24 protein-coding genes and 2 tRNA genes are annotated in these 22,870 nt (G+C 45.6%); 12 read left to right on the top strand and 14 right to left on the bottom strand.

The features are described 5' to 3' along the window. Window positions 1-45: 45 nt before the first annotated feature. Entirely contained in the window at window positions 46-873 is an 828-nt protein-coding gene (locus DW033_RS04840; protein WP_048927597.1) for a DNA-formamidopyrimidine glycosylase family protein, read from the top strand. A gap of 648 nt (window positions 874-1,521) precedes the next feature. On the opposite strand, the gene DW033_RS04830 is transcribed toward DW033_RS04840, so the two are convergent. After that, a tRNA-Asp gene (locus DW033_RS04830) sits at window positions 1,522-1,595 on the bottom strand. 33 nt (window positions 1,596-1,628) lie between these two features. Continuing rightward, a tRNA-Asp gene (locus DW033_RS04825) sits at window positions 1,629-1,702 on the bottom strand. A 268-nt stretch (window positions 1,703-1,970) separates the two neighbouring features. Here DW033_RS04825 and hisH point away from each other — a divergent pair. The 8 genes from hisH (at window position 1,971) to DW033_RS04785 (ending at window position 9,245) form a co-directional block, all read left to right on the top strand. After that, complete coding sequence (gene hisH, locus DW033_RS04820) at window positions 1,971-2,561, top strand: imidazole glycerol phosphate synthase subunit HisH (RefSeq protein WP_008780097.1); 591 nt, start codon at window positions 1,971-1,973, stop codon at window positions 2,559-2,561. Beyond that, window positions 2,558-3,277: a 1-(5-phosphoribosyl)-5-[(5-phosphoribosylamino)methylideneamino]imidazole-4-carboxamide isomerase gene (gene hisA / locus DW033_RS04815; protein ID WP_005854558.1), complete on the top strand. Its 720-nt coding sequence runs from the start codon at window positions 2,558-2,560 to the stop codon at window positions 3,275-3,277. Before hisH ends, hisA begins: the two co-directional genes overlap by 4 nt. A gap of 17 nt (window positions 3,278-3,294) precedes the next feature. Then, window positions 3,295-4,050 (top strand): imidazole glycerol phosphate synthase subunit HisF, encoded by a 756-nt coding sequence (gene hisF / locus DW033_RS04810; protein ID WP_005854556.1) that lies wholly within the window; start codon window positions 3,295-3,297, stop codon window positions 4,048-4,050. A gap of 16 nt (window positions 4,051-4,066) precedes the next feature. After that, on the top strand, window positions 4,067-4,663 hold the full coding sequence (hisIE, locus tag DW033_RS04805; protein ID WP_005854554.1) for a bifunctional phosphoribosyl-AMP cyclohydrolase/phosphoribosyl-ATP diphosphatase HisIE: 597 nt from the start codon (window positions 4,067-4,069) through the stop codon (window positions 4,661-4,663). An 8-nt stretch (window positions 4,664-4,671) separates the two neighbouring features. Further along, window positions 4,672-5,349, top strand: a complete 678-nt coding sequence (locus tag DW033_RS04800) for a cell division ATP-binding protein FtsE (protein ID WP_005854551.1) — start codon at window positions 4,672-4,674, stop codon at window positions 5,347-5,349. 66 nt (window positions 5,350-5,415) lie between these two features. Further along, window positions 5,416-6,732, top strand: coding sequence for an aspartate kinase (locus DW033_RS04795; RefSeq protein WP_048927596.1), 1,317 nt, complete (start codon window positions 5,416-5,418; stop codon window positions 6,730-6,732). 62 nt (window positions 6,733-6,794) lie between these two features. Continuing rightward, the gene (lysA, locus tag DW033_RS04790; protein WP_005864472.1) at window positions 6,795-7,955 is read left to right on the top strand and encodes a diaminopimelate decarboxylase; all 1,161 of its coding nucleotides are present in this window, start codon (window positions 6,795-6,797) and stop codon (window positions 7,953-7,955) included. Between the two features lie 126 nt (window positions 7,956-8,081). Next, on the top strand, window positions 8,082-9,245 hold the full coding sequence (locus DW033_RS04785; protein ID WP_048927595.1) for a glycosyltransferase: 1,164 nt from the start codon (window positions 8,082-8,084) through the stop codon (window positions 9,243-9,245). Here DW033_RS04785 and DW033_RS04780 read toward each other — a convergent pair. The 9 genes from DW033_RS04780 to DW033_RS04730 all read right to left on the bottom strand — a co-directional run bounded on the left by DW033_RS04780 (window position 9,242) and on the right by DW033_RS04730 (window position 18,263). Beyond that, window positions 9,242-9,775 carry a very short patch repair endonuclease gene (locus DW033_RS04780; protein ID WP_008780092.1) on the bottom strand — a complete coding sequence of 178 codons (534 nt, stop codon included), beginning with the start codon at window positions 9,773-9,775 and terminating at the stop codon, window positions 9,242-9,244. The two genes, DW033_RS04785 and DW033_RS04780, sit on opposite strands and share 4 nt — an antisense overlap. A 42-nt stretch (window positions 9,776-9,817) precedes the next feature. Next, entirely contained in the window at window positions 9,818-11,062 is a 1,245-nt protein-coding gene (locus DW033_RS04775; protein ID WP_122382502.1) for an ABC transporter permease, read from the bottom strand. Next, window positions 11,063-12,262, bottom strand: a complete 1,200-nt coding sequence (locus tag DW033_RS04770) for a pyridoxal phosphate-dependent aminotransferase (RefSeq protein ID WP_005854538.1) — start codon at window positions 12,260-12,262, stop codon at window positions 11,063-11,065. Between the two features lie 51 nt (window positions 12,263-12,313). After that, complete coding sequence (locus DW033_RS04765) at window positions 12,314-13,213, bottom strand: YitT family protein (RefSeq protein ID WP_005864449.1); 900 nt, start codon at window positions 13,211-13,213, stop codon at window positions 12,314-12,316. Between the two features lie 142 nt (window positions 13,214-13,355). Then, window positions 13,356-13,748 carry a hypothetical protein gene (locus DW033_RS04760; RefSeq protein WP_005854532.1) on the bottom strand — a complete coding sequence of 131 codons (393 nt, stop codon included), beginning with the start codon at window positions 13,746-13,748 and terminating at the stop codon, window positions 13,356-13,358. A gap of 74 nt (window positions 13,749-13,822) precedes the next feature. Then, window positions 13,823-14,206: a hypothetical protein gene (locus DW033_RS04755; RefSeq protein ID WP_005854530.1), complete on the bottom strand. Its 384-nt coding sequence runs from the start codon at window positions 14,204-14,206 to the stop codon at window positions 13,823-13,825. A gap of 456 nt (window positions 14,207-14,662) precedes the next feature. Then, complete coding sequence (locus tag DW033_RS04740; RefSeq protein ID WP_008773491.1) at window positions 14,663-15,046, bottom strand: hypothetical protein; 384 nt, start codon at window positions 15,044-15,046, stop codon at window positions 14,663-14,665. 144 nt (window positions 15,047-15,190) lie between these two features. After that, a complete protein-coding gene (locus DW033_RS04735) occupies window positions 15,191-16,366 on the bottom strand; it encodes an MFS transporter (RefSeq protein ID WP_121961227.1) in 1,176 nt (391 codons plus the stop codon). A gap of 13 nt (window positions 16,367-16,379) precedes the next feature. Then, window positions 16,380-18,263, bottom strand: a complete 1,884-nt coding sequence (locus DW033_RS04730; RefSeq protein ID WP_036631026.1) for an ABC-F family ATP-binding cassette domain-containing protein — start codon at window positions 18,261-18,263, stop codon at window positions 16,380-16,382. Window positions 18,264-18,362: 99 nt separating this feature from the next. Here DW033_RS04730 and ung point away from each other — a divergent pair, with 99 nt between their 5' ends. Genes ung through DW033_RS04715 form a run of 3 tightly spaced genes read left to right on the top strand, consistent with a single transcriptional unit; the run spans window position 18,363 to window position 20,067 of the window. Then, window positions 18,363-19,025: a uracil-DNA glycosylase gene (gene ung / locus DW033_RS04725; RefSeq protein ID WP_057326941.1), complete on the top strand. Its 663-nt coding sequence runs from the start codon at window positions 18,363-18,365 to the stop codon at window positions 19,023-19,025. Window positions 19,026-19,052: 27 nt separating this feature from the next. Then, window positions 19,053-19,766 carry a DUF169 domain-containing protein gene (locus DW033_RS04720; protein WP_122368794.1) on the top strand — a complete coding sequence of 238 codons (714 nt, stop codon included), beginning with the start codon at window positions 19,053-19,055 and terminating at the stop codon, window positions 19,764-19,766. Next, window positions 19,756-20,067 carry an MGMT family protein gene (locus DW033_RS04715; RefSeq protein ID WP_005864435.1) on the top strand — a complete coding sequence of 104 codons (312 nt, stop codon included), beginning with the start codon at window positions 19,756-19,758 and terminating at the stop codon, window positions 20,065-20,067. Before DW033_RS04720 ends, DW033_RS04715 begins: the two co-directional genes overlap by 11 nt. Window positions 20,068-20,119: 52 nt before the next feature. Here DW033_RS04715 and DW033_RS04710 read toward each other — a convergent pair whose 3' ends face one another. The 3 genes from DW033_RS04710 to DW033_RS04700 are packed head-to-tail and all read right to left on the bottom strand — an operon-like array spanning window position 20,120 to window position 22,806. Beyond that, window positions 20,120-21,178 (bottom strand): alpha/beta fold hydrolase, encoded by a 1,059-nt coding sequence (locus DW033_RS04710; RefSeq protein ID WP_005864433.1) that lies wholly within the window; start codon window positions 21,176-21,178, stop codon window positions 20,120-20,122. Between the two features lie 11 nt (window positions 21,179-21,189). After that, window positions 21,190-22,341: a carboxymuconolactone decarboxylase family protein gene (locus DW033_RS04705; RefSeq protein WP_008780082.1), complete on the bottom strand. Its 1,152-nt coding sequence runs from the start codon at window positions 22,339-22,341 to the stop codon at window positions 21,190-21,192. A gap of 12 nt (window positions 22,342-22,353) precedes the next feature. Further along, window positions 22,354-22,806, bottom strand: coding sequence for a nuclear transport factor 2 family protein (locus DW033_RS04700; protein WP_070104343.1), 453 nt, complete (start codon window positions 22,804-22,806; stop codon window positions 22,354-22,356). Between the last annotated feature and the right edge of the window lie 64 nt (window positions 22,807-22,870).

Raw genomic sequence — 22,870 nt, 5'->3', positions numbered from 1 at the left:
AAATATGCCTATATTTACCCCGTCACCTCTAAAAACAATACGAATATGATTGAGATTCCCGAATCCGCCACCATTGGCAAACAGGCTAGCGAAACGCTAAAGGGTAAACGGATAGCGCATGTTATCGAGTCGAACAGTCCTCACCGTTTCACGTTCTATAATGGCGATCCGGCGGAATACTCCAATAGGCTGGTAGGACGAACGGTCCTAGGCGCCCAAGGCTATGGCGCATTCGTGGACATCCTTATGGACGCGGATACCCACCTCTTAATCGGAGACGGAACCAATATGCGTTATTATACCTCCGCGGAAAAGGCCCCGAAGAAATATCAGCTTATGATCGTATTTGAGGACGACTCGTTCCTAGCTTTCACGGTTTCGATGTATGGTTCCATCTACGCTTTCAAAGGCGAGTTTGACAATCCCTATTACCAAGGTAGCATCCATAAGCTATGTCCGTTGGACGAGAGATTCGATAAAGCCTATTTCCTTAGTCTCATCCGGAATCTCAAGAAAGATATATCCGCAAAGGCGCTGCTCGCCACCGAGCAACGTATTCCGGGCCTGGGCAACGGAGTCTGCCAAGATATCTTGTTCAATGCCCGGATCTCCCCGAAACGAAAAATATCGACTTTATCAGAAGAGGATATAGACCGCCTCTTCAACACCGTGAAATCCACGCTGGAAGAGATGACTCGCCGAGGAGGCCGGGATACGGAGAAGGATCTATACGGCGCCTTAGGCAATTACCGCACGATCCTATCGAAGAACACCTACCATGACCCTTGCCCCGTCTGTGGCGAACGGATACAGAAAGAGGCTTACCTCGGAGGCAGCATTTATTATTGCCCGCATTGCCAGCGAGAAAGATAAGTAATACGCTCAAATTGACAATATGACAATATGTAATCTGAAACCCCGGAGAATCGTTTTTTCCGGGCAAAGATACATGCTGTTACCAAATACGAGAAAAAATATCAGCAATCAATTGTATTATAACACTTTGCTTAAATATACCCTTTCATTCTAGCGAGATTAATTCATCCTATCTCATATTTATGCAGGAGAAAGGTGCTTTTCATACGGATGCATCGCCCATTTCTATAGGTTGCGTACCCAATTCCTACCGTATGTATCGCCAAACACATACGGTAGCGTTGCCTAACACTGGCTTTTGCGTTACCTAATCCCATTACTTTCGTCTCCTAATAGAGATATTCATACAAAAAAACAGGGTAAAATGGATAATTTGACCATAAAGCACTCCCTATTTCTTCTATTCGCAAAAAGGCCCTGTCATCATAATCCCGGATTTTCAAACAAAACGTCAAGGTTATCGCATTTTCGCTTACAACATCATTGAAGCCTACCGCAAAACAGATTGCCGCCCCCTGCTTTTGCGAATGTTTTACAAACATAGAGTTTTGCAGGTGAGCCGTCATTCTTGATAAGTGAGGAAAAAGAAAAAGCCCTGTAATCTTTAAATTACAGAGCTTTACTTTATTTTGCTTTCTTTGAAAGCGGTCCGGACGGGACTCGAACCCGCGACCCCATGCGTGACAGGCATGTATTCTAACCAGCTGAACTACCGAACCATTTTATAATCAATAATAATTTTGAAAAAGAGGCGGTCCGGACGGGACTCGAACCCGCGACCCCATGCGTGACAGGCATGTATTCTAACCAGCTGAACTACCGAACCTCTTTTCTTTATCGCTATCTCTCTCGATTGCGGTGCAAAGGTAAGTATTATTTTTAAACCTGCAATAGCTGGAGTAAAAAAAATCAACTTTTCGCTGAAATATTCTTTCCATAGGTCCACATAAGCGATCGTCCCTTTCTTTATTTCCCCTTCCCGATCACACCAGTTTATCACAAATACATTTCATTTTGGAACTTTTCAATCGCCATTCATAATTATGTAATGATAATTTGTTACTTTTGCGACTCAATATAAATGCTTAACAACAATGGACGTTGCCATTATTAAATATAATGCCGGAAACATCTACTCGGTAGATTACGCTTTGAAGCGGTTGGGCGTTACCCCGATCATCACGGCTGATCCGGAATTATTAAATAAAGCGGATAAGGTTATCTTTCCCGGAGTAGGTGAAGCTTTCACGACCATGGAGTATTTAAGGGAGCATAAATTGGATCAGGTGATCTTGAACCTAAAGCAACCGGTACTCGGGATATGCCTCGGCATGCAATTGATGTGCATGCGTTCGGAGGAGGGAAACGCAGATTGCTTGGGGATCTTCCCTACGGAAGTAAAACGTTTTATTCCGCAAAAGCATGAGGACAAGGTTCCTCACATGGGTTGGAATACCTTGACAAACGTTAAAAGCGGCCTATTCAATGAGCGATTGGAGAACAAATTTGTTTACTTCGTACATAGTTATTATGTACCTGTAAATGAATATACGGCGGCTACGACCGATTACATCCTTCCGTTCAGCGCCGCTTTACATAAGGACAACTTCTACGCAACACAGTTCCATCCGGAAAAAAGTGGATCGGTAGGAGAGGTTATATTGAAAAACTTTTTAAAGATATGATTGAGCTTATTCCCGCTATAGATATAATAGATGGCAAATGCGTCCGGTTGACGCAAGGAGATTACGCGACCAAGAAGGTTTACAACGAAGATCCTCTGGAGGTGGCCAAGATGTTCGAGGGTAACGGCATCCGGCGTTTGCATGTGGTAGATTTGGATGGAGCCCGTGAAGGACGCATCATCAACTACCGTATCCTTGAGCGGATAGCGACCCGGACTTCCTTGATCATTGATTTCGGAGGGGGCTTGAAACAAGAGGATGATCTGGAGATCGCCTTCGAAAGCGGCGCCCAGATGGTAACCGGGGGCAGTATCGCCGTGAAGAACCCGGAAATGTTCACCTCTTGGATCAGCAAGTTCGGTAGCGAGAAAATCATATTAGGGGCCGATGCCAAGGAAAAGAAGATCGCCATCAGTGGTTGGGAGGAAACGACCAGCCAGGAGTTGATTCCTTTTATCAAAGGATATTACGACAAGGGGATTACCAAGGTGATCTGCACGGATATCGCACGGGATGGTATGCTGCAAGGCCCGGCTATCGATTTATATAAAGAGATACGGGACGAGATCCCCTTCCTTTATATCATAGCGAGCGGTGGCGTAAGCTCGATCGAGGATATTGAGAAATTATCTGAGGCTGGGATTCCCGCTGTCATTTTCGGCAAGGCCATTTATGAAGGGAAGATCCAGTTGAAAGATTTACTTCGTTTTACTTGAAATAATAAAATAGATATATGCTAGCCAAGAGAATTGTTCCCTGTCTGGATATAAAGGATGGAAAGACCGTAAAAGGCATCAACTTCGTGAACTTTCGCGACGCTGGAGACCCCGTGGAGTTGGGTGCCCAGTACAGCCGTGAAGGGGCCGACGAATTAGTGTACTTGGATATTACCGCCTCACACGAGGGGCGAAAGACTTTCACCGAGTTGGTAAAACAAGTGGCGGCCCATATCAGCATCCCTTTTACCGTGGGTGGAGGTATCAACGAATTGAAGGACGTGGATCGTTTGCTTAGCGCTGGCGCCGATAAGGTCTCGATCAACTCGGCGGCTTTACGTAACCCGGCATTAATCGAGGAGATCGCCAAGAACTTTGGTAGTCAGGTATGCGTAGTCGCTATCGACGCTAATTTTGAGAACAATGACTGGCTATGCTATCTAAACGGAGGGCGTGTCCCGACGGATAAGTATTTGTTTCAATGGGCCTCGGAAGCGGAAAGCCGTGGCGCCGGCGAGATCCTTTTCACCAGTATGACGCACGATGGCGTAAAAGACGGATACGCGAACGACGCTCTGGCTACCTTGGCCGATACGTTGCATATCCCGGTTATCGCCTCCGGTGGAGCGGGAAAGATGGAACATTTCCGGGATACGTTTTCCAATGGGAAAGCGGACGCGGCTTTAGCGGCCAGCGTTTTCCATTTCGGCGAGATACGGATAGGCGACTTGAAGCAATACCTCAAGGACGAGGGGATCAATGTAAGGATATAACACATTATATATAAAGATGAAATTAGATTTCGAGAAAATGGGCGGATTAATACCCGCTATCGTACAAGACAACAACACTAGTAAGGTATTAATGTTGGGCTTCATGAATCAAGAAGCTTATGATGAGACAGTAAGTACGGGTAAGGTTACATTCTTTAGCCGCACGAAAAACCGTTTGTGGATGAAGGGAGAGAGTAGCGGAAATACGTTGCAGGTGGTTAGCATCACGGCGGATTGCGACAACGATACATTATTGATCAAGGCGATTCCAGCCGGACCGGTTTGTCATACGGGAGCGGATACTTGTTTCGGCGAGAAGAACGTAGAGGATATCATGTTCTTGAAATACTTGCAGAACTTCATCGAGCGTCGCCGTCAAGAAATGCCGGAAGGTTCCTATACGACTACCTTATTCCAGAAAGGCGTGAATCGCATGGCCCAGAAAGTCGGCGAAGAAGCGGTAGAGACCGTTATCGAGGCGACCAACGGAACCGAAGACGGCTTCATCTATGAGGCATCCGACTTGGTTTACCACTTAATCGTATTATTGACAAGCAAGGGACTTCGTCTGGAAGACCTCGCCCGTGAATTAAAGAAAAGACATAAAGGTTGATAAATTCTATGGAAGAAGATATTCTACTCAAATTAGAGAACGTGGAGATATGCCGTGAGGAAAACAGGGTATTACACGACGCATGCCTCACGCTTCGTAACGGAGAGTTCGTATATGTGATCGGGAAGGTAGGCTCCGGTAAAAGCAGCCTGCTCAAGTCCTTGTATTGCGAGATACCGATCTTGCGAGGCGAGGCACGTATCATGGATTACAACCTCACCAAGATGAAGCGGAAGGATATCCCTTATTTGCGTAGGAAACTAGGTATCGTCTTCCAAGATTTCCAATTGTTGACCGACCGTTCCGTCTCCAAGAATCTGGAATTCGTGCTGAAAGCCACCGGATGGAAAAAGAAAAGCGAGATCAAGGAACGGATAGACAACGTGCTCCGTCAGGTAGGCATGCAAGACAAAGGCTATAAAATGCCGCATGAGCTATCCGGCGGGGAACAACAACGTATCGTTATTGCCCGTGCCCTTCTGAACAACCCCAAGTTGATACTGGCGGATGAGCCGACCGGCAACTTGGACCCGGAGACGAGCGGACAAATCGTACAACTCTTACACGACATCTGCCAGCAGGGAACGGCGGTGATTATGACCACTCATAACTATACGATCGTGCATAATTATCCTGCCCGCATAGTAAAATGCGAGAATGCCTGTCTAAGTGATGTCAGAGAATAATTTTTTTGTAACTTTGCGGTCGCATTCGATTGAAAAAGAAAACAATTTAATATAGAACAAAAGAAGATGAAAGTTTTAAAGTTTGGCGGTACTTCTGTGGGATCTGCACAGAGAATGAAAGATGTAGCGAAACTGATCACGGGAGACCGTAAGATCGTTGTATTGTCAGCCATGTCGGGTACAACCAACTCGTTAGTCGAGATTTCCGACTACCTGTACAAAAAGAACCCAGACGGAGCGAATGAGATCATCAACAAGCTTGCCATGAAATACATGGGCCATGTTGAGGAACTATACAGCACCGAGGAATATAAACAGAAGGCCAAAGAACTGATAAAATCTCATTTCGAATATATCCGTACGTTCACGAAGGATCTGTTTACCTTATTCGAGGAAAAGGTTGTCTTGGCGCAAGGAGAGTTGATCTCTACGGGTATGATGAATCTTTATTTGAACGAATGCGGCGTGAAATCCGTATTGATCCCGGCTTTGGATTATATGCGTACGGATAAGAACGCGGAACCGGACCCTGTCTATATCAAAGAGAAATTGGAAAAATTACTCGCTGATAATAAGGATGCTGATCTATACATCACACAAGGTTATATCTGCCGCAACGCTTACGGCGAGATCGATAACCTGCAACGGGGTGGTAGCGACTATAGCGCATCCTTAATCGGCGCGGCTATCGGTGCGGAAGAGATCCAGATCTGGACAGACATCGACGGTATGCACAATAACGACCCTCGTATCGTACAGGGAACGTCTCCAGTCCGTCAATTGCATTTCGAGGAAGCTGCCGAGTTAGCTTATTTCGGAGCCAAGATCCTTCACCCGACTTGTATATTACCGGCTAAATTGAACAACATCCCGGTCCGTTTGCTAAATACAATGCAGCCGGACGCTCCGGGTACATTGATCTCAAACGCTATCGAAAAAGGTAAGATCAAAGCGGTCGCCGCCAAAGACAATATTACCTCTATCAAGATCAAGAGCGGACGTATGTTGCTAGCTACAGGTTTCTTGCGTAAGGTATTCGAGACTTTCGAGAACTACCAGACTCCGATCGATATGGTTACGACTTCCGAAGTGGGTGTCTCCGTTACGATCGATAACCGCAAGCATCTGGAAGAGATCGTTGACGATTTGAAGAAGTACGGAACCGTGACCGTAGACGAGGATATGGTTATCGTTTGCGTGGTTGGCGACCTAGAATGGGATAACATCGGCTTCGAGGCTCGTATCGTACAGGCCATGAAGGATGTCCCGGTTCGCATGATCTCCTACGGAGGAAGCAACTACAACGTCTCCTTGCTGATTAAGGCCTCGGACAAGCAGAGAGCGCTGCAAGCTCTAAGCGATCATTTATTTAACAACAAATAAAAACAAACGAGGGCGGCCTTTTACAGACTGCCCTTATTTATCTTTATATAATTTCGTATAATATGCTCAAAGGAACATTTCCTGTAGAAAAGTTCAAGCAGCTTTCTACGCCTTTTTATTATTATGATGTCAAGCTATTGCAAGACACATTAGACGTAGTAAAAACCGAATCCGGGAAATATGGTTACCACGTGCATTATGCCGTGAAAGCTAATGCCAATCCCCGTATCCTTTCCATCATAGCGGCAAACGGCCTTGGCGCAGACTGCGTAAGTGGCGGCGAGGTACAGGCAGCTTTAGATGCCGGTTTTCCTGCCGATAAGATTGTCTTTGCTGGTGTTGGCAAAGCGGATTGGGAGATCAACCTAGGACTGGACAATGATATTTTCTGCTTTAACGTGGAATCTGCCGTTGAGCTGGAAATTATCAATGAGCTGGCGGCCACCAAGAATAAAGTAGCCTCTATCGCCCTTCGTATCAACCCGGAAGTGGATGCCCATACACATGCCAAGATCACGACGGGTATGAAGGAAAATAAATTCGGTATCAACCTTAGCCAATTAGGAGGCGTACTGGATAAATTAAAGGAGATGAAGAATGTGAAGTTGATCGGTATCCATAGCCATATCGGTTCACAGATCACGGATATGTCTAGCTTCCGCAATTTGGTAATTCGTTTCAACGAGATACAGGAAGAACTGGAAGCTCACGGGGTTACGGTGGAGAACCTGAACTTCGGAGGTGGATTAGGTATCGATTACTATCACCCGAATCATTTATCGATCCCGGCTTTCGATAACTATTTCGCGGCCATTCATAAACTGCTTCAAGTACGTCCGGGTCAACAGGTACATTTTGAGCCGGGACGTTCGATCGTCGCTCAATGCGGAACATTAATCTCTAAGGTATTATATGTCAAGGAAGGAGAGACGAAGAAATTCGCTATCCTTGACGCAGGTTTCACGGAATTGATCCGCCCGGCGATGTACGACGCTTATCACCGTATCGAGAACATCAGCAGCGATGAGGCAGTAGAGACTTACGATGTAGTGGGCCCGATCTGTGAGTCATCGGATGTATTCGGCAAGGATGTAGAGTTGAATAAGGCTCATCGTGGCGACTTGATCGCCCTTCGTTCCGCCGGCGCTTATGGCGAGGTCATGGCCTCCCAATACAACTGCCGTCATTTACCTAAAGCCTATTATTCCGATACGATAAAATAATGAGCCAATTGATCAATGTGCCAATGTAAATACCTTGAGTAGCTTATTGGCACATTGGCGTATTAATCATATTGGCTCATTAATGATATTGACACATTGGCATATTAATCACATTGGCACATTATTATGTTTCTACTCAATAATACAGAGCTTTTCCTATTGGGAATCTCCTTAATAGGGTTCGTTATCTTATCTCTTTATTATCTGATCGCTTATGCCCGCCCTTTACGTGCGTCAAGACGAACGGATGATACCTTAGAGGAAGGTAATAAACTCCCCGTATCCATCATCATATACGCTAAAAATGATTCTGAGAACCTCAAGAAACACCTTCCTGCGTTACTTACACAAGATTACCCTGAATATCAGGTAGTCGTTATCAACGATGGCTCGAGAGACGATACCGACGATACGCTAAAGTTCTTTCAAAATGAGTATAAACATTTGTATCATACTTACGTCCCCTCGGACGCTCGTTACCTAAGCCGCCGTAAACTGGCGTTTACCCTAGGCGTGAAAGCGGCCAAATACGATATTCTTCTATTCACGGAGGCGAATTGCCAACCGCTCAACGATCAATGGTTATCCGCCATGGTTGGTGGATACACACCCGAGACCAGTATTGTCTTGGGCTACTGCAAATACAGCAACTACAAGGGATTCTTTCATAAGTTGATCGCCTATGATAACTTATTGACGGGTTTACGTTATCTATCTTCCGCCCTCTCCCATCACCCATATACCGGAAACGGACGAAATTTATCTTATCGGAAAGACTTATTCTTCAAGCATAAAGGTTACTACCAATCCTTGAACTTGCATGCGGGAGACGATGACTTATTCATCAACGAAGCCTCGACCAAGGAGAATACGAAAGTAATTTATACCCCGGACAGCCTAACGGAAATGGATCAAATCGAACGTTTTGGAATCTGGAAAGAGATGAAGGTTTCCCGTGCTGCCACTCAACGGTATTACAAAGGAAGCGCCTTGACATTCTATCATCTCGAATCCACTTGTTTCTACCTTTTCCAAGCATCGGTTATCGCTACGGTAGTGATCGGATTACAGGGCAATTGGCTAATCTCCTTGATCGCCGTATTATTATATTTGACACGTTTTATAATCAAGGCAATCGTTTTCGGCAAATCGGCTCGAATGCTCCAACAAAACCCCACTACCGGTTGGTTATTCCTGTTGGAGTTTATTCAACCCATATTCAATGGATATGTCCGTATTTACCGGCTTTTCAGAAGTAGGAAGGATTATACGTTCCGGTTGGAGAATTAATAATGATGAGCACTCTCATAGGATATCTCTTCTTCCGCCACTTTGGGAAGTTCTTCCTCCTCTAATAGCGGGTAGGCTGGGGTAAACTTCGCATGATAGGTAGATTCCACATACGTCTTTTCCAATAAACGGACGACATTTTCTAAAGTAGCTTGCCGTTCTTTGGGTTTAAGCTGGCATTCCCAGATCACCATCGTATTCCAGCCCATCGCTCGTAATTCCTCACGTACACGGGCATCCCGGGCTTTATTCCGGTTTAGTTTCTCGGTCCACCACTCTACCCGGGTACGGGGAGGACGAAATTCAGGGCAACCCTCGTGCCCATGCCAGAAACAGCCGTTCACGAAGATAGCGGTCTTATATTTACGCAATACGATATCAGGGGTACCGGGAAGGCGCTTTACATTCACACGAAAGCGAAAGCCACAATGGAACAGGTATTTACGGACTATAATCTCGGGCTTTGTATTCTTACCCTTAATCATAGACATGATATAGCTACGCTTTTCTTTAGAGATAAGATCTGTCATATCAATCCGGCAAAACTAGAACGTATGCCAAAGATACGGCTTTTATTCAAAACGGATACTCTTGGCCGGATCAATCTTCGTAATCAAATAGGAAGGTCCTAACATCATCAACATGGAGGCGGCCAATGTCCCTATATTCAAAAGGAACAGTGAAAATAGGCTCAGATCGATAGGCACGGCATCCAAATAATAAATAGAAGGATCTAATTGGATAATGTGGAAATGAGATTGAAGCAAACAAAGAGAGATACCGATGATATTCCCCCACAACATTCCTTTGCCGATCAAGAAGAAAGAGACATACAAGAAGATCTTGCGAATACTGTTATTATTTTGTCCCAAGGCTTTTAGGATTCCGATCATATTGGTACGCTCTAAGATTATGATCAATAATCCGGAGATCATGGTAAACCCTGCGACGGAAAGCATCAGCGCCAAGATAACCACCACATTGATGTCCAGCACATCCAGCCAATTAAAGATCATCGGGTTCAACTCCTTGATCGAGCGGGCGTAGAACGTATTGCCATTTCGGTCTTGCCGTTCCGTCAGATCGAAATAAATATCCTCGGCCACTTGGTCCAAACGATCATAGTCATCCACTTGCAACTCCAGTCCGCTTACTTGATCTTTATCCCAACCGTTCAAGCGACGTATCTGCTTAATATCAGCGATTACGAACATCTTGTCATAATCAAGGAAACCCGTCTCATAAATCCCCGTGATCGTGAACTTACGGGCACGCACGTCATCTTGCACAAAATAAGTCAGGAAAGAATCCCCGACCTTTAGTCCTAGCAGATCAGACAAATACTTCGAAATAATAACATCCGTAGAGTTCTTATCCGGCTGGATCGTAAAAATCTCGCCCTCTTTTAAATTTTCCTTGAAGAAAGTCCAGTCATAATCCGTATCCACCCCTTTCAAGACAATACCTTGAAAATCTTGGTCAGTCTTCAAGATGCCTAGCTTCGTCGCAAATTTCTCGACATGGCGAATACCGGGGAATGCATCGAGCGCATTCAATAAAGTATCGCTAACCGCTATCGGCTGCGACTCATAGGAAGAATTACTATCGAAATTCGTGATCTGGATATGCGAGCCGAAACCGATCACCTTGTTCCGGACCTCTTTCTTAAAGCCTATCACGATCGCCACCGAAAGGATCATCACCGCCAATCCCAAAGCGATCCCGATCATGGCAATACGAACAGCGGGAGGAGTAACCTCACGATCCCCCTCCTTGCTGAAATGTATCTTTTTGGCGATAAATAGCTCTAAATTCATTTATAACATTCTTCCCGGATAAGCTTCCAGCGCCTTTGATAACACCGTCAAAGCTTTCGCCAAATCTTCCTTTTTCAAGACATAGGCCATACGAACCTCATTCTTACCAAGTCCCGGTGTCGTGTAAAAACCCGACGCCGGTGCCATCATGACCGTCTGACCCTCGTATTCAAACTCTTCCAGACACCAAGCGCAGAACTTATCGGCATCATCCACCGGAAGTTTAGCCACCGTATAGAAAGCGCCCATCGGTATGGGAGAATAAACGCCGGGAATACGGTTCAAGCCATCGATCAAGCATTTACGCCGTTCCACATACTCGTCATAAGTCTCACGGGCATACTCCTCGGAAGCATCCAAAGAGGCCTCGGCTGCGATCTGTCCGATCAAAGGCGGGCTTAAACGAGCTTGGCAGAACTTCATGACGGCACTACGCACTTCGGCATTTTTCGTAATCAACGCACCGATACGGATACCGCATTCCGAATAGCGTTTGGAGACAGAATCGATCAATACCACGTTCTGCTCGATACCTTCCAGATGACAAGCCGAGATATACGGGGAACCGGTATAGATAAACTCCCGGTATACCTCATCCGAGAAAAGATAAAGATCATATTTCTTTACGATATCCCGGATTTGATTCATCTCACGACGCGTATACAAATAACCCGTAGGATTGTTCGGGTTACAGATCAGGATCGCTTTGGTACGCTCATTGATCAACTCCTCGAATTTCTCTACTTTCGGAAGAGAAAATCCTTCCTCTATCGTAGTCGTCACTGTCCGGATCACGGCTCCTGCCGAGATAGCGAATGCCATATAATTAGCATAAGCAGGTTCCGGTACGATAATCTCATCACCCGGATTCAAGCAGCTCAAGAAGGCAAACAAAACAGCCTCCGAACCACCGGTAGTGATGATAATATCGTCAGCCGTAAGATTAATATCATACTTTTTATAATATCCAACCAACTTCTCGCGATAACTGCGATATCCCTGACTAGGGCTATATTCCAACACCGTACGATCGACATTACGGATCGCGTCGAGTGCCGCTCGCGGAGTGGGAAGGTCGGGCTGACCGATATTCAGGTGATACACATGAACTCCTCTCTGTTTGGCAGCATCGGCCAATGGAGCCAGCTTCCGGATCGGGGAAGCGGGCATTTCGACTCCTCTTTGTGAGATGTTGGGCATTACTATCTTATATTTATTCGTTTTGAGGGGCAAAGATAGTAAAATTATTAATCAAATACCCGGTCTTGGCGAATCTTTGCTAGCGTGCATCGTAGATACAAAAGCATTCGGATCGATCTCTTTTACCTCATCTTTCAAGCGGGGCATGTCCTTACGCTCGGCAATCGTAAAGATAATCTCGGTCTCATGTCCCTCGTACATGCCTTTACCATGGATAAATGTTCCTCTCATACCCATTTTATCGACAATCAAATCACGCATTTCCTTTGTCTTTCGGGAAACGATAAAGACAGCACGGTTCGGGTTCTCCGTCTGGAACATCTCCACGATTTTTCCATATACGAAAATAGTAAACCAAGAATACAAAGGTACCGCCCAATCCTTAAACACGATCAAGCCCAACAATACGACCGCGGAATCCAATACGATGATCATATTGCTGACCTTCAAGTTGGAGTCATTAGCGATCACACGTGCCAATACATCCGTACCGGCACTCGTACTTTGCGCCCGGAAAATACAAGTCACACCCAATCCTAAAATAGCTCCACCGTAAAAGGCGGCGATAAAGGCATCGTTCTCCACCAATGGATCGGTAAGGAAATAAGATAATGAGTCGGTAAATATAGAGATCAGCAAGAAAGTAACGATCGTCTTCGGGCCGGAAGACAATCCGATCTTTTTCATCGCCAAAATCATCAACGGGATATTGAAGCAAAGCGCCGTCGCACCCATCGGCAAACCATCCGGGAAGAACGGGAACAAATCTTTCGTCACATAGTGGATTACGATAGAGATACCATACACACCTCCCGGTACGATTTTGTAAGGCGCTAGGAAAAGCACGTAACTAAGTGCCTGCAAAAATGAACCTACCACGATTAAGGAGTAGTCCATTACATTTCTCTTCAAAGTAGCATTAGAAGGGACTAAAAGTTGTTGTGTTGTCATGACTCGAATTAAGCGTTATTTGTAAAACGCCGCAAACTTACACAATCTTCTCCGATTTATACGCAAGCCTTAAAAAAAAGTATCCCCACTATTTACCTTTTGACAGGAAATAGTGGGGGGACACACTCTTATATAGTATAAATTACTTACTTGCGTTATCCGCTAAGTACACTTCCGGGAACGTATTAACACCCAGCGTACGGTTGTTATTGTTCGTGATATTCAATAAAGTAACATACTTACGATATTGATCCGGGCTCAAAGCCTTCTTCATCAACTTCAAGTTACCGTAAACCGCCTGATACATCTTCTTGTCCTGCAATTTAGCGCTAGCTTTTACACTTGCGTTCTGCATCTCGATGAAATATTCGTTGATGTTAGCTACCTCGTCCAACTGACTCGGAGTCAATTGCAAATAGTTCGCTAACTTCTCTGTACTTACCACAAACGGTTCTCTACTCAAACTCGGTTTCTGAGCGAAGCTCATTGTCGCACACATCAATAAGGCTGCGACTGCCATTCCAAAACGTTTCATAATACCTAAAAACCTTAAATTGTTAAACCTAAACAAAAACCTTAAAAACACATAGCCCAATCACATTGGCTTAATTACTTCTCAGCCAAATAACTGTCCAAAAGCGGATTAGAAACCTTATCTTCCTGATTAGCGCGAGTCACATTAATCAACGCTACATATTTACGATATTGATCTTTAGTCAATGCACGTTTCATCAGTTTCAAATTACACAACAATGCGTTGCGAGTTTCTTCCGGTCTTGCGTTATTGCAAAGCGCTTCCGCAGACAGGGGTTGACCTAATTGATTCTCGAAGTAAGTATTAATCTCTGACACCTCAGCGATCTGGTTTGCGTCAAGCTGCAAATATCTGCTTAGCTTATCGAAACTCATACTCTTTGAATCACTAACCTTTTGAGCAAAGCTCATTGTCGCTACCATCATTAAAGCGACTACCATCATACCTAAACGTCTCATAATACCTAAAATTTAAACCTAAACTAAGACCTTAACTAATAAATGCGGCGTTTCCGCATCTTCTATCTTTCTCTTTTTGTTACTGCAAATATAACAGTATGTTTTATAACATTGTTCTTCAATACGGTTAATTTTTGCAAACAATTGACGTTATTGATATATATCAAGGCATATAGCAATCATTTTGTAATACATATTACGATAAACACTATCTATTTCATCATAGACACCGTTTATAAACAAGCAAAAGCCTAGATATATTCTTATACAAGCCTAGCTGTATTCTTATACGATACCATATCTATTCTATAATCTCCGTCGTGGATTATACAAACCACAGCGTGATCTATAAAAACCACGACATGATCTATACAGACCACGACGTGGTTTATAGAATAGATACAGTCACAAGATACTTTTTATGCAATAGCTTGATACTTTACATCTATCCTTTACTTATTTATCGGCTAGATAAACATCGGGGAAGGAAAGCCCGCTCGTCATCCGGTTATTATTGTTCGTTACGTTGATCAAAGCCACGTATTTCCGATATTGATCGGTGCTTAACGCCTTTTTCATCAACTTTAAGTTGCCAAATACGGCTTGCCGCATCCGTTTATCCCGCATTTTATGACTTCCCCTCAAGCCCTCGCTTTGCTTTTCCCTAAAATAATCGTTGATCATCGCTACCTCATTAATCTGGCTGGGACGTAATTCCAGATAGCTTACCAATTGGCCCACATTGACTACAAACGGTTCTTTATGTAAGCTCGATTCCTGCGCGAAACTCATTGTCACACTTACCAACAAGGCTGACATAGCCATTACTAAACGTTTCATACTACCTATTCCTTTCATTTGTTAAACCTTAAAAACCTATTTCTCTGTGATCTTTGATACAAATATAGGGTGAGGTTTCCCGCTAGAAAAGGAAGAATCGACGAAGTACGCCGTAGGTTTAGACGAAACCGGGAATCAAGCGGATCAAGAAATCAGCTTATTCCTCTCGTACGAGGCTTTTACCAAGCGGATATAGACGAATAAGGAAAGAAGGCAACAAACCGCCCCGACTCCGTAGGCGGTAGCCAGATTGGCACGGGTAGCGATAAAGCCGGCGGATAACATCCCGATCCCCATCCCGAAATCGAAAGAGGTCAAGTAGGTGGAGGTAGCCGTACCGCGCATATGGTGCGGAGCGACATTCACGAAAAGACATTGAAAAGCCGGTACGCTCACGCCAAAACCGATACCGATCGCCAAGGCGCAAGCGAAAAAGATAAACGATGTATGTACGGTAGCGAACACGGAAAACGAGATCGCTAAAGAGACCAAGGATACGATGGACACGACATGGATCTTGCCATGGTCCACCAACCGTCCGGAAATCAAACGGGCCGTCCCTACACCGATCGCCATAAATATAAAGAAGTAGCCGGGGTCCGGCACCTCGATCTCTTTACCATATAATACCACGAACGAGAGCAACATCCCATAAGGTATAGCGACCAGCAAATAGGCCAAGGCCGCAGGAAGCGCTTTCACCAAGATAAAACGATCCAACGAGAAGGCCGGACGAGGCACTTTCTCCCGTTTCGGATAACGGATCAGCCCGACGGAGCCGATCCCGACCAACGCGATCACCAAAGCGCCCCCTATGATCCAGAAGAAACCATGCCGATCGTACAGCCCGACCGCCACCAAAGGAGCCAAAGACATGGCGAGATTGATCGTCAATCCGTAAAAGCCCATGCCTTCTCCCCTTCGCTTGGAAGGGATTACGTCTATCGTAATCGTATTGCCGGAAACAGAGGTCAGTCCCATGAACCCGCCTTGGATGAAACGAACCGCCATGATCGTATAGACCGTCATGGCAAACCAATAACCGGCGAACAGACAGGCGAATATCGTGAAGGCGAATACATATAACGGTTTGCGGGAGAAACAATCTACCAGATACCCCGAGAACGGGCGCACGCACAGCAAGCCGATCGTATAGCTAGACAAGACCATCCCCACCTCGGACGTGCTGATGCCCAACTCTTCCACCAGATAGACCGGCATAGTAGGCATCAACATATAAAAGGCGAAATTCATCAAGAAGTAAGAGATACAACATTGGACGAAATTCCGGTTCCAAAGTACAGGTTTAGTCTCGCTCATTCCTCTTTATTACTTATGCCAGCTCGCTCAACTCCAGCCAGCGCATCGTTTTCTCGTCGATCTCTTCCATGACTTGGGTGATCCGTTGAGATTTAGCCATAAGCTCGTCCGTAGACAAAGTACCACTGCTCATAGCGGTCTCCAACTCCGCTTTCTCCGCCTCTAAAGCCGGTATCTCCTCCTCTAGGGCCTCGAACTCTTTCCGCTCCTTGAAAGTGAGTTTTTTCTTTTGCTCATTGACAGGACGAGACGGTTTCTCCGGAGCCGGGTTTTGTCTCGCTTGCAAAGCAGCCTCCGCCTCTTTTTCCAGTTGGTCTTGCACGTCTTTCCAATCCCGGTACTGCGTATAGTTGCCGGGGAAATCCTTGATATCGGCGTTACCCCGGAAAACCAGCAGGTGATCTACCACCTTATCCATAAAGTAACGGTCGTGGGAAACGACGATAGCGCACCCCTTGAAGTTACGAAGGTATTCCTCCAATACGTTCAAGGTCACGATATCCAGATCATTGGTCGGCTCATCGAGCACCAAGAAGTTCGGGCTACGCATCAATACCGTACATAAATACAAACGACGTTTCTCCCCACCGCTCAATTTATAAACGTAACTATGCTGTTTCTCCGGCGTGAACAGGAAATAGTTCAGGAACTGGGAGACACCCATCTTCTGTCCGTTACCCAAATCCACGTATTCGGCGATCGCCTGCACCACGTCGATCACTTTCATTTGCTCATCGAACTTCAAGCCATCTTGACTGTAATAACCGAAACGAACGGTCTCGCCGACATCGAAATGGCCGCTATCGGGAGCCACCTCCCCCATCAGCATCTTGATAAAGGTAGATTTGCCCGTACCGTTATTCCCGACAATACCCATCTTCTCGTAACGGGCGAAAATATAGTTGAAATCCTCCGTAATCTTCAAATCACCGAAACGTTTGCTTACATTCACCGCCTCGAAAATCTTCGAACCAATGTAAGAAGCCTTCACGTCCAAGTTCACCTTTCCGGTATCCCGTTGTTGCTTCGCTTTCTTTTCCAGCTCATAAAAGGCATCGATACGGTACTTCGCTTTCGTGCCCCGTGCCTGCGGCTGGCGGCGCATCCAATCCAGTTCCGTACGGAGAAGATTTTTCGCGCGCTCCACGTCGGCGTTCATCGCCTCGACACGCTCTTGGCGTTTCTCCAGATAATAACTATAATTACCTTTATACGAATAGATTTGCTTATTATCGATCTCTATGATCTCGCTACATACACGATCTAAGAAGTAACGATCGTGCGTCACCATCAAGATACTGATATTGGCCCGGTTCAGATAATCTTCCAGCCATTCGGTCATTTCCAGATCCAAATGGTTCGTCGGCTCATCCAAGATAATCAATTCCGGGTCCGTGATCAAGACATTCGCCAAGGCAACCCGTTTCAACTGTCCTCCGGACAATTCCCCGATCTTCTGATTGAAGTTATGAATCTTCAACTGCCCGAGGATTTGTTTCGCCTTTTGCTCATAATCCCACGCCTTGAAGCTATCCATACGGGTAAGGATGTCCTCCAGATTCGAATGATCCTCTTTCGCCATCGCCTCCTCGTACTCAGCAATCAACCGGACAGTCTCGTTCTTCGAGTGGAAGCAAGCCTGTAGCACGGTCAGTTCTTCCGGATAAGAAGGTGATTGCTCCAAATACCCGACCCGCAGGTCTTTCCGGAAAACCACCTCACCCGAGTCGTAATCCTCCTTACCACCGATAATATTCAATAAGGTAGTCTTACCCGTCCCGTTTTTAGCGATCAACCCGATCTTCTGTCCTTGCGCGACTCCGAACGTTATATCCTCGAAAAGAACCAAATCACCGAAGCTCTTGGTCAGCTTATCTATCTGAAGGTAACTTATCATGTTTTCTTATTTAAATTCAAATCGGAAGGCAAACTTACACAAAATCCTCGAATTTTAAGCTTTTCTCCGTACCTTTGGTGGAAGAATAAGAAAAACACCATGAATGTTAGAATAGATGAAAGTTGGAGAAAACGTCTGCAAGAAGAATTTGACAAGCCTTATTTCGAGCAATTGGTGACATTTGTCAAAAACGAATATAAGCAAGCGCACGTACTTCCTCCCGGGTCCCAGATATTCCATATATTTAACGCATGCCCGTTTGAGAAGGTAAAAGTCGTTATCTTGGGACAAGACCCCTATCCAAATCCGGGGCAATACTACGGGGTCTGCTTCTCGGTACCCGATGGCGTGGCGATTCCCGGCTCCTTGATGAATATATTCAAAGAGATCTACGATGATCTTGGGAAACCGATCCCTTCCTCCGGGAATTTGGATCGTTGGGTAAGCCAAGGCGTATTTCCGATGAATTCCGTCCTCACGGTCCGTGCCCACCAAACAGGTTCGCACCGGAACAGGGGATGGGAAACATTCACGGACGCCGTTATCAAGAAATTAAGCGACGAACGGGAAAATCTAGTATTCATGTTATGGGGTAGTTACGCAAAAGCCAAGATTTCCCTTATCGATACGAGCCAGCATTTGGTCCTAACGACCGTACATCCATCTCCCCGCTCCGCCGAATATGGTTTCTTCGGTTGTAAGCATTTCAGTAAGGCTAATGATTTCCTACGGGGTAAAGGCATCCCGGAAATCGATTGGTAAGTATAAATCAACCTAAATCAATCGCATATGGATATTCAAACTTTCATCAACAATTATTACGAGGCATTTTCTCTAAAGGCGGAATTGCCGATCGCTTTCTGGTATTCCGATTCTCTGCTTGGAGAATTAAAGCAGACACAAGGCTGTTTATTCAAGGCCCTTCCCGCTATCAGGCAAGGCGAGATTATCAGTATGAACGGAGATAGCGTTGGCTGCGGAGGTGGAAAGTTTTATACAGGATTCACCCCTATGCCAGAACATGTCCCCAATTTTGTCTCTTTAAAAGAGAGATATAAGCAAACTCCGGAAATGGTAGTCGAGGGTATAAAAGGCATGAACGTACAAAGGTCCTCCCTCCCATACCTCCATTTCGCAAGGATCGATCGATTAACCTCGTTTGAAAAAGTAGAGGGGCTTTTGTTCCTCGCAACCCCGGATATCTTGTCAGGGTTAATTACTTGGACCTTTTTCGACAACAATAATCCGGATGCCGTCTCCACACCATTTGGTTCCGGTTGCAGCTCCACCATCACGCTCACTGTCAACGAAAATAGACAAGGAGGTCACCGCACGTTCCTTGGTTTCTTCGATCCCTCGGTCCGACCATATGTGGAAAGCAACTTATTAAGTCTCACGATCCCGATGTCACGTTTCAAGACGATGTATCAGATAATGCGTAACTCCTCCCTATACGAAACACACGCATGGGCGAAAATAAAAACCAGAATCAATGAAGGCTGATTTTTATACGGAAGTTTATAACATCGTCAGAGAGATACCGGAAGGATGTGTGGTTACCTACGGGCAGCTAGCCAAGCTCGCCCGAAGGCCACAATGTTCCCGTATGGTAGGGCAGGCAATGTTCAACGTCCCGAAAGAACTGAACCTGCCTTGCCACCGGGTGGTAAACAGCCAAGGCAGATTAGCTCCCAACTGGGCGGAACAACGGGGATTATTGGAGAAAGAAGGCATTACCTTCAAGAAGAATGGCTGCGTTGACTTGAAGAAACATATTTGGGAGGATATATTACCGATTATCTAATCCGATAACAAAATGTAAAATCAGCAAGTTCTTAAAAGAACCATTCCCAATGCTATTTGCCAAGATCATTCTTTTCCAACCATTCGCCCAGCAGATCCGCTAGTTGGCCATTATTCAAATCCTGCATCAAGAAATGGGTATTACCATAAATACCGATCTTGGGCAACTCAACTAAGGTCGCGTTTCCCCCATGCCTATTTATGGCCTCCACGAATTTACGTCCCATTTGCAGACGTACACGCCAATTCTCGCCACCAAGATTCTCTGATGGAGTCTCCGGAATATAATCACCGAAATACATTACGATTGGAATCCGAGTAAGTCGCAAGAACTGTTCCATAGGAATAGCTACTCCAGTCGCCCCACCGGTAAGTCCGGCGATCGGATCGGGCACCTCCCCCTCGGGAAACACATAGCCACCCGGCTCATATGAAACGACAGCCTTGACATTCGGATTTTGTATAGCGGCCATCCATCCCGGGAAACCTCCCGCCGAATGTGTTACAAGGATATTGTCCCCTATTTTTTCCGTCAAGGCATTGATTGCCGGTACATCTTGTTTGTGATCACTGATATCGGGCGTCATCTCCCGGAAAAACTGCGATAGATAGGCTGAATCAGACGGAAACTGCACACCTTTGTTATATTCCGGCCAAATCCCGATACGCCAGATGTCAAACCAGAACATCTCATCGGCCAGCGGCTTGACCGTAGTCGTAGCAGATGTCCTTCCGGCACGGCCACGACCGGGAAGATCCATCACGTAACTGCTATATCCCCGGCGTAACATGAGAGTAGCGAAACCATCCCGCCCATCGGGTGTCATTTGCCAACATACCCCAGAGCCACCATAACCATGAACATAAACCAAAGGCAATTTTTTCGCATGGGCCGGAACTTGGAAATCCACGAAAGCATGATCCGCACGATAGCTCTGCCCGGTCTCGACTTGGGTAGCCCAACCGACAAACTTACTGTTGTCATACGTACCCGGACGCTGTATGGTTTGTCCTCCTACTGAGAAATGCCCTTGTTTAGCGATCACTAAATCCTGGGCATCTGCCATTCCAAACACGGGTATTAATAATGCTAATAATAAAATCTTCTTCATATTCTTCTGATTCATTTTTTATCCGTTAATTGTCCGAGCACATCACGTAATGGATCTGAACTCTTTTTCCCTAGGTTTATCTCTACGATATTTAGCAAAGCCGTAAGTTGCTCTGGCGTAATACCCAGATGCAAGCAAATTGACATATGGCCGTAAGCCATAGGTTCAACACCGCCAACGCCTGCCAATACAGACACGGTCGCCAATTCACGCTCCCTATATGTCAATAAGTCGCGCTCAAAAAGGTCCGCGAACAGATGTTCCTTGAGGAAACGTTCGATCGTCGGGGCAAATACCGCATATCCGGTTTTAGGGACAGAAGCAGACGTACCCGATATTTCCGCCAGAATATCCCGTCCCCGCTCATATCGACTCCCACCATCCTCGATAGCAGAGGCTTCACGACCCTCTACATCTTTAATTCCCATGCTTTTTCTCTCTTCAATGACTTGCATAAATGTCTGTATGGCTCTTAAGCTGCGAGGAAATCCACAATAAGCATAGGCATGTATTAGTACTTCGTTTACTTCATTAACGGTCATACCGGATTCAAGTCCTTTCACAAGCGCCTGTCTCAGATGCGCCAAGTCTCCCTTGCCCGTGTACGCCGCGATAGAGACAATGGCTTGTTCCCTGGCTTCCAATACCCGGTTTGCTTCGGCATACACATTCTCCGCTTGGCTTGTCGCTTCTTGATATTCCTTCTCTCCCACCGGACTGAGCCACACCGCCTCATTCGTTTGAGGATTGCAACTTACGGCAACGTGAGCAAACCAGCTATCCGGAGCCGCCCCATGCCAGTGAATCACGTCAGGCGCAATTTCCACGATATCCCCCGGATACAATCTTCTGGCCGGTTTCCCCTTTTCCTGATAGTAGCCTATGCCTGCTGACGCGACAAGTATCTGCCCCCCTTTATGATAATGCCAGTTATTCCGGCAACGAGGCTCAAAAGTGACATTAGACATTGGGACATTCAGCTCCCTATTAACCGTAATCGGAGCGATATACGCCTGACCAATGAAGTTCTTCGCGGACGCTTCCGGCAACTTAGTACCCAAGGGGTACGGTTGTCTGAAATTATCCATATTTTGCGCCATGGTGAAAACCGGGAACAAACATAGGCAGAAAAGCCGGATTAGAAAGTTCTGTCTCATATTCATATGTATTTATCATTATTCTCCTACCGTACGAGTAAATGCTAAGGTAGCAAGTTTCCATTGTCCGTCTTCCTTCACGTACGTCTCAGTCACGATGAAAGGGAACCTGACCTCCCTACCACCAACTACCGAATTAAGATGAATACGGCTATATACGATTCCGGCGCAACCGGCGAATTTAACATCTACATCATGTATCTCCGCATGCTTGTAATGTATGTTTCCCGTACGGATCACATCAAGCTCCGGCTGCTTACCCCACGAACCACCCATATGTACAAACATAGAGTTCTCGTGGAAGAGGGCGTCGAGCTTATCCACATCTTTTTCTGACATCCATTTCCATTTCGCATTAGACAAATCTATCATCTCCTGCTGCTTCGGAGTAAATGTCTTTTTTGTTTCCTGCGCATAGGCACCCATTCCCATCGATACCAACAACAATGTCGCGATAAATAATGATCTCATAATTTTTTGCATGGCTTTATTAATTTGATTATACATTATATATAAATAGTTTTCCATCATCTAT

The sequence above is a fragment of the Parabacteroides sp. AF39-10AC genome (genome assembly GCF_003635405.1).
Classification (GTDB): Bacteria; Bacteroidota; Bacteroidia; order Bacteroidales; family Tannerellaceae; genus Parabacteroides; species Parabacteroides distasonis.
This window is presented reverse-complemented; position numbering and strand designations above follow the sequence as displayed.

Coding starts and splice junctions, on each gene's coding strand:
- DW033_RS04770 (WP_005854538.1), bottom strand. CDS start 12,262: ATGCCCAACATCTCACAAAGAGGAGTCGAAATGCCCGCTTCCCCGATC.
- lysA (WP_005864472.1), top strand. CDS start 6,795: ATGCTCAAAGGAACATTTCCTGTAGAAAAGTTCAAGCAGCTTTCTACG.
- DW033_RS04740 (WP_008773491.1), bottom strand. CDS start 15,046: ATGAAACGTTTAGTAATGGCTATGTCAGCCTTGTTGGTAAGTGTGACA.
- hisF (WP_005854556.1), top strand. CDS start 3,295: ATGCTAGCCAAGAGAATTGTTCCCTGTCTGGATATAAAGGATGGAAAG.
- DW033_RS04840 (WP_048927597.1), top strand. CDS start 46: ATGATTGAGATTCCCGAATCCGCCACCATTGGCAAACAGGCTAGCGAA.
- DW033_RS04800 (WP_005854551.1), top strand. CDS start 4,672: ATGGAAGAAGATATTCTACTCAAATTAGAGAACGTGGAGATATGCCGT.
- DW033_RS04795 (WP_048927596.1), top strand. CDS start 5,416: ATGAAAGTTTTAAAGTTTGGCGGTACTTCTGTGGGATCTGCACAGAGA.
- DW033_RS04715 (WP_005864435.1), top strand. CDS start 19,756: ATGAAGGCTGATTTTTATACGGAAGTTTATAACATCGTCAGAGAGATA.
- DW033_RS04775 (WP_122382502.1), bottom strand. CDS start 11,062: ATGAATTTAGAGCTATTTATCGCCAAAAAGATACATTTCAGCAAGGAG.
- DW033_RS04735 (WP_121961227.1), bottom strand. CDS start 16,366: ATGAGCGAGACTAAACCTGTACTTTGGAACCGGAATTTCGTCCAATGT.
- DW033_RS04785 (WP_048927595.1), top strand. CDS start 8,082: ATGTTTCTACTCAATAATACAGAGCTTTTCCTATTGGGAATCTCCTTA.
- DW033_RS04765 (WP_005864449.1), bottom strand. CDS start 13,213: ATGACAACACAACAACTTTTAGTCCCTTCTAATGCTACTTTGAAGAGA.
- DW033_RS04700 (WP_070104343.1), bottom strand. CDS start 22,806: ATGAGATCATTATTTATCGCGACATTGTTGTTGGTATCGATGGGAATG.
- ung (WP_057326941.1), top strand. CDS start 18,363: ATGAATGTTAGAATAGATGAAAGTTGGAGAAAACGTCTGCAAGAAGAA.
- DW033_RS04780 (WP_008780092.1), bottom strand. CDS start 9,775: ATGACAGATCTTATCTCTAAAGAAAAGCGTAGCTATATCATGTCTATG.
- hisIE (WP_005854554.1), top strand. CDS start 4,067: ATGAAATTAGATTTCGAGAAAATGGGCGGATTAATACCCGCTATCGTA.
- DW033_RS04730 (WP_036631026.1), bottom strand. CDS start 18,263: ATGATAAGTTACCTTCAGATAGATAAGCTGACCAAGAGCTTCGGTGAT.
- DW033_RS04760 (WP_005854532.1), bottom strand. CDS start 13,748: ATGAAACGTTTTGGAATGGCAGTCGCAGCCTTATTGATGTGTGCGACA.
- DW033_RS04720 (WP_122368794.1), top strand. CDS start 19,053: ATGGATATTCAAACTTTCATCAACAATTATTACGAGGCATTTTCTCTA.
- DW033_RS04705 (WP_008780082.1), bottom strand. CDS start 22,341: ATGAATATGAGACAGAACTTTCTAATCCGGCTTTTCTGCCTATGTTTG.
- hisA (WP_005854558.1), top strand. CDS start 2,558: ATGATTGAGCTTATTCCCGCTATAGATATAATAGATGGCAAATGCGTC.
- hisH (WP_008780097.1), top strand. CDS start 1,971: ATGGACGTTGCCATTATTAAATATAATGCCGGAAACATCTACTCGGTA.
- DW033_RS04710 (WP_005864433.1), bottom strand. CDS start 21,178: ATGAAGAAGATTTTATTATTAGCATTATTAATACCCGTGTTTGGAATG.
- DW033_RS04755 (WP_005854530.1), bottom strand. CDS start 14,206: ATGAGACGTTTAGGTATGATGGTAGTCGCTTTAATGATGGTAGCGACA.